A 14,519-nucleotide genomic window follows, 5' to 3' on the forward strand; every position below is an offset into this window, starting at 1 on the left:
TTCATTTATTCCTTAATTCTTAATTCCCTCCGGTCCTTTCTTGATGGCCTTCAGCATGATACCTATTTCAGCAAAGAGCAGAACGGTAAACAATAGAAGGAAGATAAAGAAAGTAAGCTGTACGGAACCTGTCTGCAATTTGGAGATGGCTGCTCCTACAGGCAACATATCCTGTATAGCCCATGGCTGGCGCCCCACTTCGGCTACCACCCAGCCTGCCTGACTGCCGATATAGGCTAGTGGAATAGTCCACAAAGCCACCCGTTGCAACCATCGCATATCAGCCAGTTTCTCTTTTTTCGATACAATCAGTACTATAATAAAGAACAGGATGAAATAACCTCCCAGCCCCACCATGATCCGGAATGACCAGAAAGTAAGTCCTACATTAGGAACCAGATGGGCGGGATCCTTGATATATCCGTAACCAAAATATTTTACGTTTTCGTCCAATGTCTTGCGAGCTGCTGCGGCACTTGCTTCGTCACCTGCCTTATGCGCTTTGCGGAATGCATCCAGGGCGGCGATGGCAATCTGTCCGCGTTTAATTTTCTCTTCGGCCGATAAAGCCGTTGTACCGTCGGGCATCTGATAACCACCTTCCAGCAGATTGTTGATACCCGGTACATAACCGTCTATGTCGTGAGTGGCAAGGATAGAAAGCATTTTGGGGATTTTCAAATCGCCTGCAATGGTGAAGGGTACTCCGTTTCCGCCATCGTGCAATCCTTCAGCGGCAGCCATTTTCATAGGTTGCACTTTGGCTACCTGTACTCCCGAAATATCCCCCGTCCATGCAGTGACGAGAGAGGCGAACAAACCTACGGCGGCGGCAACTTTAATACTGCTCAGAGCGAACTCCTTCTGACGGTTGCGCAGTAAATACCAGCAACTTATTCCTACTACAAAAACGGCTCCCAGTATCCAGCTGCTTAACACTGTGTGGAAGAACTTGGCGATAGCCATGGGAGAGAGGGCGACAGCTGCAAAGTCCACCATTTCATTTCTTACTGTTTCGGGATTGAAAGCCATCCCTACGGGGTATTGCATCCAGGCATTGGCGACCAGAATCCACCAAGCGGAGATCGTTGCTCCCAGTCCGGTGAGCCAGGTGGATGCCAGATGGAAACGCTTGCTCACTTTGTTCCAGCCGAAGAACATGACGGCAATGAAAGTGGCTTCCATAAAAAATGCCAGGATTCCTTCGATAGCCAGTGGGGCTCCGAAGATATCGCCCACAAACCAGGAATAGTTACTCCAGTTAGTTCCGAACTCGAATTCCAGAATCAGACCGGTGGCAACACCTACGGCGAAATTGATTCCAAACAGTTTCATCCAGAATTTAGCTGTGTTCTTCCAGAATTCCTTACCTGTTGTTACATAAAAGGTCTCCATGAGCCCCATTATCACAGCCAATCCCAAAGTGAGAGGTACGAAAAGCCAGTGATACATGGCCGTTAGAGCGAACTGTGCTCTTGACCAGTCAATTAATGAAGTGTCAATGTTTTCAAACATAACTTTCTGATTTATTTAAATGTTTATGGATTTGCCCGTTCTATTAACTCCTCACCTACATACTGTTGCTTCTCTTCCGTTGTCTTCCCGCCAAGGAAGGAGGGAAAGAAGAAAAGTTTTAGAATAAAGAACATGATGAATAGTTTGATAAGAATAATCGTCCAAAGGGTACGTCCCAAGGTCATCTCGCGAAAGCCGTCGCGATAGAATATCCAGATGCGTGTCAACAAAGAATCATTCATAAATTTATCTTAAAGTTGTAATAATTACAAAGAAAAACACTTTATCGGTAAAAAGCAAGTTTTTGTCCATAGAAATATTCCACAAATCTATATTTATTGCTAAAAAAATCACAGTCCTCTACTTTTGTACAAACAAATTAAATAGTAAAAAGGATGAGACAACGAGTAGTATATTTCGTAATGATTTGGGTCGCGGTCACTTCGGTTTCCGCGCAAGAGGCCAAAAAGTGGACGCTGGACGACTGTATTGACTATGCATTGGAGAAAAATATCCAATTGCAGCAGGACAAAATCTCACTGGAAGAGAGTTCGGTAGACGTGAAAACCGCCAAAGCCGCACTATTTCCCAGTCTGTCGTTCAGCACAGGACAGAATGTGACGAACCGTCCGTATCAGGAAACCAGTAACACGGTAAGCGGAACGGAAATCATCAGTAGTGACAGTAAAACCACTTATAATGGAAACTATGGTCTGAATGCACAATGGACATTGTGGAATGGTAACAAACGGTTGAATGCCATCAAACAAAAGAAGACGAGTCAGCAGATTGCAGGGCTTACCGTAGCCGAAACAGAAAACTCTTTGCAAGAGCAGATTGCACAAATATTCATCCAGATACTTTATGCCGACGAGTCGGTGAAAATTAACCAGAACACCTTACAGGTGAGCCAAGCTACATACGACAGGGGCAAAGAACTCTTTCATAAAGGAAGTATTTCAAAAGCCGATTTGGCACAATTGGAATCACAGGTAGGCAGTGACAAATATCAGTTGGTGATCTCCGAAAGTTCCTTGCGTGACTATAAATTGCAGTTGAAGCAGTTGTTGGAGCTGGATGGTACGGAAGAAATGGATTTGGTTCTTCCCGAACTCGCCGATGAACATGTTTTGCAACCGTTACCTGCTCAGGAGGATGTTTATCAGCAGGCTTTGGCATCACGTCCGGAAATTCAAAGCAGCAAGTTGAGCATAGAGAATTCCAAATTGGACATATCAGTGGCTAAAGCCGGCTATCTCCCTACCATCAGTCTGAGTGCATCTACGGGGAGTATGACAAACAGTGCCAGTGATAATAGCTGGAGCAAACAAATGAAATATGGCTGGAATAATATGATAGGATTGAATATAAACATTCCGATTTTTGATAATCGCCAGAACAAAAGTGCTGTGCAGAAGGCACGTTTGCAATATGATAGTAGTCTACTCGATTTGATAAACAAGCAAAAGGAACTCTATAAGAATATAGAAAGTCTGTGGTTGGACGCTACTAATGCTCAAGAGCAATATGCGGCGGCTGAGAGTAAGCTGAAAAGTAGCCAGGCCAGTTATGAGATGGTCAGCGAGCAATTCAACTTGGGAATGAAGAATACCGTAGAGTTGCTTACCGAGAAAAATAACCTGCTCAGTGCACAGCAGCAACGTATTCAGGCCAAGTATATGGCTATCTTGGATCGGACTCTACTGAACTTCTATGCAGGTCAGGATATAAAATTATAATCATAACGCTATACATATTATATTATGGAAAAGAAGAAAATGATCCTTACTACAGCGGTAGCCGTAGTGGTCGTGGCAGGCGGTTACTGGATGCTTGGCGGACCGGAGGGAAAAAGTACGGTCGATTTCGCAACGGAAACCGTAACGAAAGGTAATGTCAGCAATTTCATTACTGCTACCGGGACCATAGAGCCGGTGACAGAGGTGGAAGTGGGTACGCAGGTATCTGGTATTATTGACAAGATTTATGTGGATTACAATTCTGTGGTAAAGAAAGGAGAATTGATAGCCGAGATGGATAAAGTGACACTGCAAAGTGAACTTCAGTCGGCAAAGGCCACTTATGACGGCAATGAGGCCGAGTACGATTACCAAAAGAAATTATATGACCGCAACCGTAAACTGCACGAGAAGCAATTAATCAGCGATATGGACTATGAAGAAACGGTTTATAATTTCCAACGTGCCCAAAGTGCATTGGAGCAAAGCAAGGCGGCTCTGGCAAAGGCTGAGCGTAACCTGTCATACGCAACCATCACCTCGCCTATCGATGGAGTGGTGACCAGCCGTGATGTGGAAGAAGGACAGACCGTAGCATCCGGTTTCGAAACTCCGACACTGTTCACCATCGCTGCCGACTTGACCAAGATGCAGGTGGTGACCGATGTGGATGAAGCCGATATTGCCGGGGTGGAGGAAGGAGCCCGTGTAACCTTTACCGTGGATGCTTATCCCGACGATGTGTTCGAAGGAGTAGTCAGACAGGTTCGTTTGGGAAGTACGAACAGCACGAGCAGCAGCTCTTCAACAACCACCAGTACCACTGTAGTTACTTATGAGGTAGTGATAACAGCTGATAATCCTTATTTGAAACTGAAACCGCGTCTTACCGCCAACGCTACCATTTATACATTGACCAAGGATAATGTGTTGACCGTTCCCAACAAGGCTTTGCGCTTTACTCCCAACAAAGACATAGTGGGAGGTCGTAAGATAAACGATTGCCAGAGCAGTCATAAAGTGTGGACACTGGATAACAATACCTTTACCGCCCATCCTGTGAAAATAGGTATTACTGATGGCAGCAAGACAGAGATTGTGAGTGGCATCACTGAAAATACGCCGGTAGTGACAGAAACGGAAGTGAAAGGTGCTATGCCTGGAATGGAAGAGCCGTCTGCCGGAGAAGGTGAGAGAAGTCCGTTCATGCCAGGCCCTCCGGGAAGCAATAAGAAAAAGAACAAGTAATAAAAGGTAATGCTTCCGTTTACATTGAAAGAATAAATCATATGAAAAAGATAATCGAATTACAAAATATAAAACGGAACTTCCAGGTAGGCGATGAAACCGTCCACGCTCTGCGTGGCATCTCTTTTACCATTTATGAAGGAGAGTTTGTCACTATCATGGGTACTTCTGGTTCCGGCAAGTCCACTCTGCTGAATACTTTGGGATGTCTTGATACCCCTACCAGTGGTGAATACCTGTTGGATGGTGTGTCCGTGCGTACCATGAGCAAACCTCAGCGGGCTGTGTTGCGCAACCGTAAAATAGGTTTTGTATTTCAGAACTATAATCTGTTGCCTAAGACGACTGCCGTAGAGAATGTGGAGTTGCCCTTGATGTATAACTCGTCCATATCGGCTTCCGAAAGACGGAAACGTGCCATTGAATCACTGATAGCCGTGGGGCTAGGTGACCGTTTGGAACATAAATCCAACCAAATGTCCGGCGGACAGATGCAGCGTGTGGCCATTGCCCGTGCTCTGGTGAATAATCCTGCCGTTATTTTGGCTGATGAGGCGACCGGTAATCTGGATACCCGTACCTCTTTCGAAATTCTGGTACTTTTCCAAAAGTTACACGCCGAAGGTCGTACACTTATTTTTGTCACTCACAATCCCGAAATAGCCCAGTATAGCAGCCGTAATATCCGCTTGCGTGACGGGCATGTAGTGGAAGATACCATCAATCCTCAGATCCTTTCGGCCGCTGCCGCGCTGGCTGCCTTGCCCAAGAATGATGAGGACTAACCATAAAAAAGAATCATTATGAACGGAACGAATCTATTTAAAATAGCTCTCCGGGCTCTTGCCAACAACAAGCTCCGCGCTTTCCTCACCATGTTGGGGATCATCATCGGTGTGGCATCAGTCATTGCTATGCTTGCCATCGGTCAGGGCTCGAAAAAGAGCATCCAGCAACAAATCTCGGAGATGGGGTCAAACATGATTATGATTCATCCGGGAGCAGAGATGCGTGGAGGGGTCCGCCAAGACCCTTCGGCCATGCAGACACTGAAACTGGAAAATTATGAAAAGTTGAGCGAAGAGTGTACTTATCTCTCCGGCATTAGTCCCAACGTTTCTTCTTCGGGACAACTTGTTGCGGGGGCCAACAACTACCCGTCTTCGGTGAGTGGTGTAAGTATGGATTATCTTACCATACGTCAGCTCACCGTGGAACAGGGGGAGATGTTTACCGAGAATGACATCCGTACGGCAGCTAAGGTTTGTGTTATCGGTAAAACCATTGTCGATAATCTTTTTCCCGACGGATCGGATCCGATAGGGAAAGTGATTCGTTGTAATCAAATTCCTTTCCGGGTAATTGGTGTGCTGAAATCAAAAGGGTATAACTCGATGGGCATGGACCAAGACGATGTGGTACTGGCTCCTTACAGTACGGTGATGAAACGATTGCTGGCACAGACTTACCTAAGTGGAATTTTTGCTTCGGCTCTGACAGAAGATATGACCGATGAGGCTGTAGATGAGATAACGACCATTCTGCGTCGTGAACATAAGCTGAAAGAAACGGATGATGATGACTTTACCATCCGCACCCAGCAGGAGCTGAGTAGTATGCTCAACACTACAACAGACCTGATGACTACCTTGTTGGCTTGTATTGCCGGTATATCTTTGGTGGTCGGTGGTATCGGTATCATGAATATCATGTATGTGTCTGTAACAGAGCGTACTCGTGAAATAGGTTTGCGTATGTCGGTCGGGGCTCGAGGAGTAGATATCCTGAGCCAGTTTTTGATAGAGGCTATCCTGATCAGTATCACGGGGGGGCTGATAGGAGTGATTATCGGTTGTGGAGCCAGTTTTATGATTAAAACGATAGCACATTGGCCTGTATTTATCCAGCCTTGGAGTGTGTTGCTTTCATTTCTGGTATGTACCGTCACCGGTGTGTTTTTCGGATGGTATCCGGCGAAGAAAGCTGCAGATTTGGATCCGATAGACGCTTTGCGTTACGAGTAGGAATGAAAAGGTGTGGGGGTGAAGCAGAATTGATTTATGGGAATGCTAGTTGGGTTCCGGTCTTTTCCCGATTATCTGTTTATAATGTTTTTTGTAAATCAATTTTGTTTCACTGATTCCTGCCAGTCTTATTTTATGGAATAAGAATCATGGAAATCTTATTTCTAATCTAATCTTTCTTATCTTTGCCTGTATGAAACAGTTATTTTCACAACGACGTTTTTTGGAAATGAGTATCCATATTGTCAGTTGGTTGCTCGTTTTTGGCTTTCCGCTTGTATTCATGGACCGTGGAAGCGGCTTCAATCTGGCCCAATTCTTGAGGCATAGTTGTGTTCCTTTGTGCTATTTTATTATCTTCTATGTCAATTACTTGTGCCTGGTTCCCCGCTATATGTTCACGGACGAAATGCGTAAGTATATTCTGAGCAATGCCGTGCTGATACTTTGTCTGAGTGTGCTTCTTCATGTATTTCTGGAAAGTATAAGCACTCCTCCGCCTCCTGAGTTTGCACGTCATATTCCGCCCCGTTGGATATTTTATGCGCGGGATATGGGGATGATGATTTTTGTTGCCGGATTGGGTGCGGCCATTCGTACCAGCCTGCGTTGGCGTCAGGCGGAAGAGCGGTTGATAGAAGCGGAGAGACAAAAGACGGAAGCGGAACTGAAAAACTTGAAGAACCAGTTGAATCCTCATTTTCTGCTCAATACATTAAATAATATCTATGCTTTGATTGCTTTTAATAGTGACAAGGCACAAGAGGCAGTACAAGAGCTGAGTAAATTGTTGCGGCATGTGCTTTATGACAATCAGCAGACTTTTGTTCCGCTTGAAAAAGAATTGGACTTTATCCGTAATTATGTAGCTCTGATGCGTATCCGCCTGCCACAGCAGGTAGAAGTGAGTGTGAATTTGGAGGCAGACTCTGGAGGTGCGTTGCAAATCGCTCCCCTTATTTTCATATCGCTGATAGAAAATGCCTTCAAGCATGGTATCAGCCCCACGGTAGACAGTTTTATCAGTATCTCTATCTTTGGGCATACGGATGGTACGGTGAGATGTGAGATCCTTAACAGCAATCATCCGAAGTCCGGGCAAGATAAAAGTGGAAGTGGAGTGGGGCTGGAACAGGTAAGCAAGCGGTTGGAACTGATTTATCCGAGACATTACGAATGGATAAAAGGGATCAGTGAAAACGGACAGGTATATTCTTCTATATTAACTATACAGACTAAAAGTTTATGATACTGAATTGTGCTATTGTAGATGATGAGCCGCTGGCTTTGGAATTGCTGAGAAGCTATGTGGAAAAAACGTCTTTCCTCCGGTTGGTAGGGAGGTATTCCAGTGCGGTGCAAGCTATGACAGAAATTCCTCTTCACGAGGAGGTGCATGTCTTGTTCCTTGATATTCAAATGCCCGAGTTGAACGGTTTGGAGTTTTCACGCATGGTCAGTCCTGAAACAAGGATTATTTTTACTACTGCATTCGGACAGTATGCCTTGGATAGTTATAAAGTCAATGCCTTGGACTATTTGTTGAAACCTATCAGCTATGTCGATTTTTTGCAATCGGTGAATAAAGCGGTGCAATGGTATGAATTGAAACAAAAGGCGGATAATGGTGTTGATGCCGATGAGGCGGATGATTGTATATATGTAAAAAGTGATTATAAATTGCTCCGAATTGCTTTAGACCGGATATTGTATATAGAAGGGTTGAAGGATTATATTAAAATACATGTGGAGGATGAGCCGAAAGCTATCCTGTCACTTATCAGTATGAAAGCTATGGAAGAGAAGCTTCCTTCCAGTCGTTTTATTCGCGTACATCGCTCGTTTATAGTGCAAAAGAGTAAAATTAAGGTGCTTGATCGGGGGCGGATTGTTTTCGGTAAAGAGTATATTCCGATTTCCGATAGTTATAAACAGGAGTTACAGATATATTTGAATAGTCATTCTGTTTGAAAAATGTGATATTTGAATGATAAAAGTTGATATTTTGTCGATATCCTTTTGCAAAAAAGAAATAATCTTTTTATATTTGCAGCATAGACAAGGGAAGTTGTGAAACTTCTTAATAGAATAGTTTAGTTAAGTCTAGTTTAGTTTTTGTGTTGTAAGTGCTCCCATCGTAAGCGAACGAATGGGAGCACGTTTTTTAGACACCTGCAGGGGAGAAGTGTTCTGTTTCTGCAACAAATCCGGAGGTTGGTTTGTTAATTATGGCATAAATAGAAACAATTCTCCTTATGAAAAGAATAATCCCCATACTGATTGCTATACTTATCTGTTTTGGTGTAGGCTGTACTGCTTCTTATTTTCAGTCGGAGTCCATACTCAACTGGTATCCTGCATTGGAAAAACCTTCTTGTACACCCCCTGATATAGCTTTTCCCATTGCTTGGAGTTTTATCTATCTGTGCATGGGAATTTCTATCGGGTTGATTTGGCATATATGGACAATAAGACGACAAATGATTATCAGATTATTCGGATTCCAGCTTCTGTTTAATTTTACATGGAGCATTTTCTTCTTTTATTTTCGGAGTCCGTTGCTAGGTTTTGCAAATATTCTGGTGCTGGATGTGCTTGTTATTTATTATATGATAGAAAGTTATCCGGTGAGGAAATCTTCGGCATATCTTTTTGTTCCTTATCTTTTGTGGTTGCTTCTTGCCACTTATCTTAACGGCTATATATTAATGTATAATTAAAAGACTGGCATTGGCCGGTTGAACGGGAATTATGGGTACAAGAGAAAATACCTATTTATAGTGATTGATAACCCTGGTGATTTTCCGTAACTTTGCGGCCATAAAGAGAAACAAAAAACATAACTATGTATAAAACAAGTAAATATACTCTGACGGACAAAATGAGTTATCTTATCTGTGATAACTATACATTGCTACAGGTAATGAGCCGTTTTGATCTTTCGTTAGGGTTTGGAGACAAGACAGTACAGGAGGTGTGCCGTGAAAATGGAGTGGATTGTCGTACTTTCCTTGCGGTGGTAAACTTCATGATTGAAGATAGCGACCGGATGGAGGATGATGTGAAGGATATTTCTATGCCTTCATTGATGAATTATTTAAAACAGGCACATCATTATTTCCTTGATTTCTGTCTGCCTACCATACGCCGTAAATTGATAGAAGCTATAGATTGTTCCACGGAAAACGAGGTTGCATTTCTCATTCTGAAATTTTTTGATCAGTATGCCGGAGAAGTGCGTAAACACATGGATTATGAAGATATGAATGTGTTTACTTATGTAGAGAATCTGATGACGGGACGAGAAACGGGAGGATTCCGTATCTCACAGTTTGCCCGCAGGCATGATCAGATAGATGCGACACTGACTGAGTTAAAAAACATCATTATTAAATATTATCCGGCAAAAGGAAATAACCATTTGTTGAACGCCGTATTATTCGACATATTCAGTTGTGAACAAGATTTGGCATCTCATTGCCGCGTAGAGGATTACTTGTTTGTGCCTGCTGTACTTAGGCTGGAAAAGGAGGGGAAATGAAACGGACAGAACTTGTGCACGTTGCGGTGGCCGAAACTTCAGTCATTGTGCGTAGCGGACTTGTGGCTGTGCTGAAGCGCATGCCTGATCTTATAATACAGCCGGTGGAAATAACTTCTCTTGAAGGACTGCAAAATTGTATGCAGGGACATCAGCCGGATATTCTAATCATAAATCCTACTTTCGGAGGATGGTTTAACGTGGACGAGTTCAAATCGAACTATCCACAGGCATCTGTCAAATGCGTTTCTTTGTTGTGTTCAGTCACAGATACCAATCTGTTGAAGGGATACGATGAGAGTATAGCGCTATATGATGACATCGAAGTTTTAAATAAAAAGTTAGTAGACCTGATGAATCTTGGTGTGGATGAAACAGATGGCGAACAGGAAGCGTTGAGCCAGCGTGAGAAAGAAATTATTTGTTGCGTGGTACGTGGGATGACAAATAAGGAAACGGCGGAAAAACTGTTCCTCTCCATTCATACGGTGATAACTCACCGTCGGAATATTGCGCGCAAGCTACAGATACATTCACCTGCCGGATTGACTATTTACGCTATCGTAAATAAACTGGTTGAACTAAGCGAGGTGAAGATGAACTTATAATACCTACAAATGGTGAGTGGAATAAGATAGAATACCTAAATGAAGTGATTGTGGATGTGGTCCCTAACCTCTATCTTTGCACTATAAGTTAGTCATATAGAAATTACGTAAACCACAAAGTTAGTTATTAGTTAAAAGTGCTCCCTGCGAAGTGATTCGCGGGGAGTACTTTTTTATTAGTAAGGCTTTTGCTCACAATATTATGCTTTTTTACCTATTCCGCTTCATTATTCGTTAGAAATCTCGTTGTTTTCTTAACAAATATCCTCTAACTTTGTTATTCAATATAGGACACATATTAACTAATGACAATGAAAGTAGGTTTATTTATTCCTTGTTATATCAATGCGGTATATCCGCAGGTGGGGATAGCCTCGTACAAGCTGCTGAAAAGTTTGGGAGTGGATGTGGATTATCCTCTCAATCAGACTTGTTGCGGCCAACCGATGGCGAATGCAGGTTTCGAGAATAAAGCGGTAGATTTGGCCCGTCATTTTGACGAACAGTTTAAGAATTACGATTATATAGTGGGCCCTTCGGCCAGTTGCGTCGTTTTTGTGCGTGATAACTACAGTCGTCTGTTGAAAGAAGACAAACATCGGTGTGCCAGCGAAGGTAAGATATATGATATCTGTGAGTTTATTCATGATATCGTCAAGCCTTCTTCGTTGAAAGCCAAGTTTCCACATAAAGTGAGTCTGCAAAACAGTTGTCATGGAGTGAGATTGATGAAACTTTCTTCTGCCAGCGAACTTAATATTCCTTATTTCAGCAAATTGCGTGATTTGCTCTCTTTGGTAGAAGGAGTGGAAGTTGTGGAACCGGAACGCAAAGACGAATGTTGCGGTTTCGGCGGTATGTTTGCCGTAGAGGAAGATGCGGTTTCCGTGCAGATGGGGCATGACAAGGTGATGCGTCATATTGCTACCGGTGCTGAATACATTGTGGGGGCCGACAGTTCGTGCCTGATGCATCAGAATGGTATCATTGCCCGTGACAAACTTCCTATCAAGACATTGCACATTGTTGAAATCTTAGCGGCAGGATTATGAGTACGAAACATTCAAAAGCAGCTGCGGAGTTTCTGAAAAACAAGAAACAGGCCGCATGGCATGACGAAACACTTTGGCTGGTTAGGGCAAAGCGTGACAGACTGAGTAAAGAAGTTCCCGAATGGGAGGAATTGCGTAATATGGCATGTGCTACTAAACTATATAGTAACAGCCATTTGGACGAATTATTGGTGGAGTTTGAAAACAATGCGCGTGCTAACGGAGCTCATGTCTATTGGGCAAAGGATGCGGATGAGTATTGTAACATTGTCTACAATATTCTGAACCAGCACGGAGTGAAGCATTTTATAAAAAGCAAATCCATGTTGGCCGAGGAGTGTGAACTTAATCCTTTTTTGGAAAGCAAAGGGATTGAAGTGGTAGAAAGCGACTTGGGAGAGCGTATCTTGCAATTGATGCATCTGAAGCCGAGCCATATTGTATTGCCTGCTATTCATATCAAACGTGAACAGGTAGGTGAGCTTTTCGAGCGAGAGATGGGTACGGAGAAAGGAAATTTTGACCCTACTTACCTTACACATGCAGCCCGGAAAAATCTCCGTCAGAAATTTATTCATGCTGAGGCGGCTATGACAGGTGCTAACTTTGCTGTAGCTTCTACTGGTGAGATTGTGGTATGTACCAATGAAGGAAATGCGGATATGGGTACTTCCCAGCCTAAATTACAGATTGCGGCTTTTGGTATGGAAAAAATTGTGCCGGATCGTGAATCATTGGGAGTGTTCACCCGTTTGTTGGCCCGTTCGGCTACAGGACAACCCATTACTACATATACTTCTCATTATCGAAAGCCTAGAGAGGGTGGGGAACTTCATATTATTATTGTAGATAACGGACGTAGTAAGATATTAGCCGACCCAAAGCATATCAAGACTTTGAATTGTATTCGTTGTGGAGCCTGTATGAATACATGTCCTGTATATAGACGTAGTGGGGGGTACTCTTATACTTATTTTATTCCCGGCCCTATCGGGATTAACCTGGGGATGTTGAAGGCGCCGTTACATTATTATGACAATGTGTCGGCTTGTTCTTTGTGTTATTCCTGTTCGTTTGTATGTCCGGCTAAAGTGGATTTGGCGGAGCAGATCTATTTGTGGCGCCAGGATTTGGATAAATTGGGTAAGGCAGACCGGATGAAAAAGGTAATGTCCGGTGGCATGGAATTCATGATGAACCGCCCTTCGATATTCAATATGGCATTAAAATGGGCGCCATTGGTAAACGGAGTGCCGCGTTTCCTTATCTATAACGGATTGAATGACTGGGGGAAAGGACGTGAAATGCCGAAATTTGCTAAGGAGAGTTTCAATGAAATGTGGAAGAAAGGTAAAGTGAAGTAAATTATGAGCAGCAGAGAAGATATATTGCAGAGCATCCGGCGTGCTACACATGTAAAATATGAGAAACCGGATTTAAAGCCATTGGAAGATATGGCATTGACTTATCCCAGTATGGTAGAACAGTTTTATTTCGTCATGAAGCAAGTAGGAGGAGAAGCCATTTTTTTGGAAAAAGAGGAGAACGTGAATGATTTCATTAAAAAAGCTTATCCTGGAGCCAAACGCATCGCTTCTAATCTGAAGAGTATTACTTGTGCAACATTTAATCCCGATGATTTGGAAGATCCTGCAGAATTGAATGGGACGGATTTGGCTGTCATAGATGGAAAGATTGGGGTTGCGGAGAATGGTGGGGTATGGATAGAGCAGGATGTAAAGCAGCGTGCCATTTATTTTATTGCCGAAAAGTTGGTTATTCTTCTAGATAAGAATAAGATTGTGAACAATATGCATGAAGCATATAAACTGATAGATACAGGCGAATATGGTTTCGGAACCTTTATTTCCGGTCCGTCAAAGACAGCTGATATTGAGCAGGCCTTGGTAATGGGTGCTCATGGGGCACGGGATGTGATGGTAGTGCTGATATAAATATATTGTTTCTTATACATAAAAAGGAGATGAGGCGAAAATTATGGGGCTCATCTCCTTAACGGAACTTAAGTACCGGATAGACGGTAAGTTTGTCTTTTCTAATTTAAATATACGGTATTGAAATATTCACCAAATAACGTTTTGGCTGTTTCCAATTGTTCTAGGGTATTTTCTTTTATTCCGTTCAGTTTGTATTCTTTTCCCATGGCTTCATATTTGTGTACGCCTAATGTATGATAAGGTAGTATTTCTACTCTTTGAATCATGTGATAGTTCTTGAAGTGCTCTCCTAATGCCCGTATGTCTTCCTCAAAGGAACTATAGCCTGGAACTAATACGTAGCGCAACCAAAAAGGTTTTCCGTTTTTTTCAAGCCATTCAGCGGTACGTATGGTTTGTTCGTTGCTACGTTCTGTCAGTTGCCGATGTCGCACATTATTAAATTCCTTGATATCTAATAATACGAGGTCTGTCCATTTTAGCAGTTCCTCTACTTCCTCATTCCATATACTGCCGTTGGTATCTATACAGATGTGGATGTTTTGTTCTTTTAACCGCTGGAATAACGGAATCAGTGCTTTTGCTTGCAATGTAGGTTCGCCGCCGCTGAAAGTCACACCTCCTTTTTTACCGAAAAAAGCTTTTTGGCTGACAGCCATATGCACAATTTCGTCTATTGCCGTTTCCGTACTTTCACCTTTGGTGTCAATTGTGTCGGGGTTGGCACAATAGAGACATCGGAAATTGCATCCTTGTAAAAATACGACTAAGCGTAAGCCGGGACCGTCAAACGTCCCCATTGACTCGTAAGAATGTACTCTGATCATAATGGTT

15 protein-coding genes are annotated in these 14,519 nt (G+C 43.0%); 12 read left to right on the top strand and 3 right to left on the bottom strand.

The window, feature by feature from the left end; genetic code table 11:
- Positions 1-12: 12 nt before the first annotated feature.
- Positions 13-1,515, bottom strand: coding sequence for a cytochrome ubiquinol oxidase subunit I (locus tag AB5062_RS02150; protein WP_005843401.1), 1,503 nt, complete (start codon positions 1,513-1,515; stop codon positions 13-15).
- Between the two features lie 23 nt (positions 1,516-1,538).
- A complete protein-coding gene (locus AB5062_RS02155; protein ID WP_005843404.1) occupies positions 1,539-1,757 on the bottom strand; it encodes a DUF4492 domain-containing protein in 219 nt (72 codons plus the stop codon).
- 153 nt (positions 1,758-1,910) lie between these two features.
- On the opposite strand from AB5062_RS02155, the gene AB5062_RS02160 reads away from it, so the two are divergent.
- The 12 genes from AB5062_RS02160 to AB5062_RS02215 all read left to right on the top strand — a co-directional run bounded on the left by AB5062_RS02160 (position 1,911) and on the right by AB5062_RS02215 (position 13,682).
- Complete coding sequence (locus tag AB5062_RS02160) at positions 1,911-3,254, top strand: TolC family protein (RefSeq protein WP_008667330.1); 1,344 nt, start codon at positions 1,911-1,913, stop codon at positions 3,252-3,254.
- Between the two features lie 24 nt (positions 3,255-3,278).
- On the top strand, positions 3,279-4,502 hold the full coding sequence (locus AB5062_RS02165) for an efflux RND transporter periplasmic adaptor subunit (protein ID WP_368326882.1): 1,224 nt from the start codon (positions 3,279-3,281) through the stop codon (positions 4,500-4,502).
- A gap of 41 nt (positions 4,503-4,543) precedes the next feature.
- A complete protein-coding gene (locus AB5062_RS02170) occupies positions 4,544-5,287 on the top strand; it encodes an ABC transporter ATP-binding protein (RefSeq protein WP_005843409.1) in 744 nt (247 codons plus the stop codon).
- Positions 5,288-5,305: 18 nt separating this feature from the next.
- Entirely contained in the window at positions 5,306-6,526 is a 1,221-nt protein-coding gene (locus AB5062_RS02175) for an ABC transporter permease (RefSeq protein WP_005843410.1), read from the top strand.
- A 193-nt stretch (positions 6,527-6,719) separates the two neighbouring features.
- Entirely contained in the window at positions 6,720-7,775 is a 1,056-nt protein-coding gene (locus AB5062_RS02180; RefSeq protein WP_057280867.1) for a sensor histidine kinase, read from the top strand.
- A complete protein-coding gene (locus AB5062_RS02185) occupies positions 7,772-8,497 on the top strand; it encodes a LytTR family DNA-binding domain-containing protein (RefSeq protein WP_005843414.1) in 726 nt (241 codons plus the stop codon). Before AB5062_RS02180 ends, AB5062_RS02185 begins: the two co-directional genes overlap by 4 nt.
- Before the next feature lie 284 nt (positions 8,498-8,781).
- Complete coding sequence (locus tag AB5062_RS02190; RefSeq protein WP_005843416.1) at positions 8,782-9,246, top strand: TspO/MBR family protein; 465 nt, start codon at positions 8,782-8,784, stop codon at positions 9,244-9,246.
- A 125-nt stretch (positions 9,247-9,371) separates the two neighbouring features.
- Positions 9,372-10,067, top strand: coding sequence for a hemerythrin domain-containing protein (locus AB5062_RS02195; protein ID WP_057099112.1), 696 nt, complete (start codon positions 9,372-9,374; stop codon positions 10,065-10,067).
- Entirely contained in the window at positions 10,064-10,675 is a 612-nt protein-coding gene (locus AB5062_RS02200) for a response regulator transcription factor (protein ID WP_005843420.1), read from the top strand. Before AB5062_RS02195 ends, AB5062_RS02200 begins: the two co-directional genes overlap by 4 nt.
- 311 nt (positions 10,676-10,986) lie before the next feature.
- On the top strand, positions 10,987-11,727 hold the full coding sequence (locus AB5062_RS02205) for a (Fe-S)-binding protein (protein WP_005843421.1): 741 nt from the start codon (positions 10,987-10,989) through the stop codon (positions 11,725-11,727).
- A complete protein-coding gene (locus tag AB5062_RS02210) occupies positions 11,724-13,091 on the top strand; it encodes a lactate utilization protein B (RefSeq protein WP_005847923.1) in 1,368 nt (455 codons plus the stop codon). Before AB5062_RS02205 ends, AB5062_RS02210 begins: the two co-directional genes overlap by 4 nt.
- A 3-nt stretch (positions 13,092-13,094) precedes the next feature.
- Positions 13,095-13,682 carry an LUD domain-containing protein gene (locus tag AB5062_RS02215; protein WP_057099113.1) on the top strand — a complete coding sequence of 196 codons (588 nt, stop codon included), beginning with the start codon at positions 13,095-13,097 and terminating at the stop codon, positions 13,680-13,682.
- A gap of 101 nt (positions 13,683-13,783) precedes the next feature.
- On the opposite strand, the gene pflA is transcribed toward AB5062_RS02215, so the two are convergent.
- On the bottom strand, positions 13,784-14,512 hold the full coding sequence (gene pflA, locus AB5062_RS02220) for a pyruvate formate-lyase-activating protein (protein ID WP_008667336.1): 729 nt from the start codon (positions 14,510-14,512) through the stop codon (positions 13,784-13,786).
- Between the last annotated feature and the right edge of the window lie 7 nt (positions 14,513-14,519).

This window comes from Phocaeicola sp. RTP21359st1_B8_RTP21360_211022, assembly GCF_040911965.1.
Taxonomy (GTDB): domain Bacteria; phylum Bacteroidota; class Bacteroidia; order Bacteroidales; family Bacteroidaceae; genus Phocaeicola; species Phocaeicola vulgatus.

Excerpts from the sequence above, each read along its gene's own strand:
- AB5062_RS02150 (WP_005843401.1), bottom strand. The coding sequence starts at position 1,515 with ATGTTTGAAAACATTGACACTTCATTAATTGACTGGTCAAGAGCACAG.
- AB5062_RS02155 (WP_005843404.1), bottom strand. The coding sequence starts at position 1,757 with ATGAATGATTCTTTGTTGACACGCATCTGGATATTCTATCGCGACGGC.
- AB5062_RS02160 (WP_008667330.1), top strand. The coding sequence starts at position 1,911 with ATGAGACAACGAGTAGTATATTTCGTAATGATTTGGGTCGCGGTCACT.
- AB5062_RS02165 (WP_368326882.1), top strand. The coding sequence starts at position 3,279 with ATGGAAAAGAAGAAAATGATCCTTACTACAGCGGTAGCCGTAGTGGTC.
- AB5062_RS02170 (WP_005843409.1), top strand. The coding sequence starts at position 4,544 with ATGAAAAAGATAATCGAATTACAAAATATAAAACGGAACTTCCAGGTA.
- AB5062_RS02175 (WP_005843410.1), top strand. The coding sequence starts at position 5,306 with ATGAACGGAACGAATCTATTTAAAATAGCTCTCCGGGCTCTTGCCAAC.
- AB5062_RS02180 (WP_057280867.1), top strand. The coding sequence starts at position 6,720 with ATGAAACAGTTATTTTCACAACGACGTTTTTTGGAAATGAGTATCCAT.
- AB5062_RS02185 (WP_005843414.1), top strand. The coding sequence starts at position 7,772 with ATGATACTGAATTGTGCTATTGTAGATGATGAGCCGCTGGCTTTGGAA.
- AB5062_RS02190 (WP_005843416.1), top strand. The coding sequence starts at position 8,782 with ATGAAAAGAATAATCCCCATACTGATTGCTATACTTATCTGTTTTGGT.
- AB5062_RS02195 (WP_057099112.1), top strand. The coding sequence starts at position 9,372 with ATGTATAAAACAAGTAAATATACTCTGACGGACAAAATGAGTTATCTT.
- AB5062_RS02200 (WP_005843420.1), top strand. The coding sequence starts at position 10,064 with ATGAAACGGACAGAACTTGTGCACGTTGCGGTGGCCGAAACTTCAGTC.
- AB5062_RS02205 (WP_005843421.1), top strand. The coding sequence starts at position 10,987 with ATGAAAGTAGGTTTATTTATTCCTTGTTATATCAATGCGGTATATCCG.
- AB5062_RS02210 (WP_005847923.1), top strand. The coding sequence starts at position 11,724 with ATGAGTACGAAACATTCAAAAGCAGCTGCGGAGTTTCTGAAAAACAAG.
- AB5062_RS02215 (WP_057099113.1), top strand. The coding sequence starts at position 13,095 with ATGAGCAGCAGAGAAGATATATTGCAGAGCATCCGGCGTGCTACACAT.
- pflA (WP_008667336.1), bottom strand. The coding sequence starts at position 14,512 with ATGATCAGAGTACATTCTTACGAGTCAATGGGGACGTTTGACGGTCCC.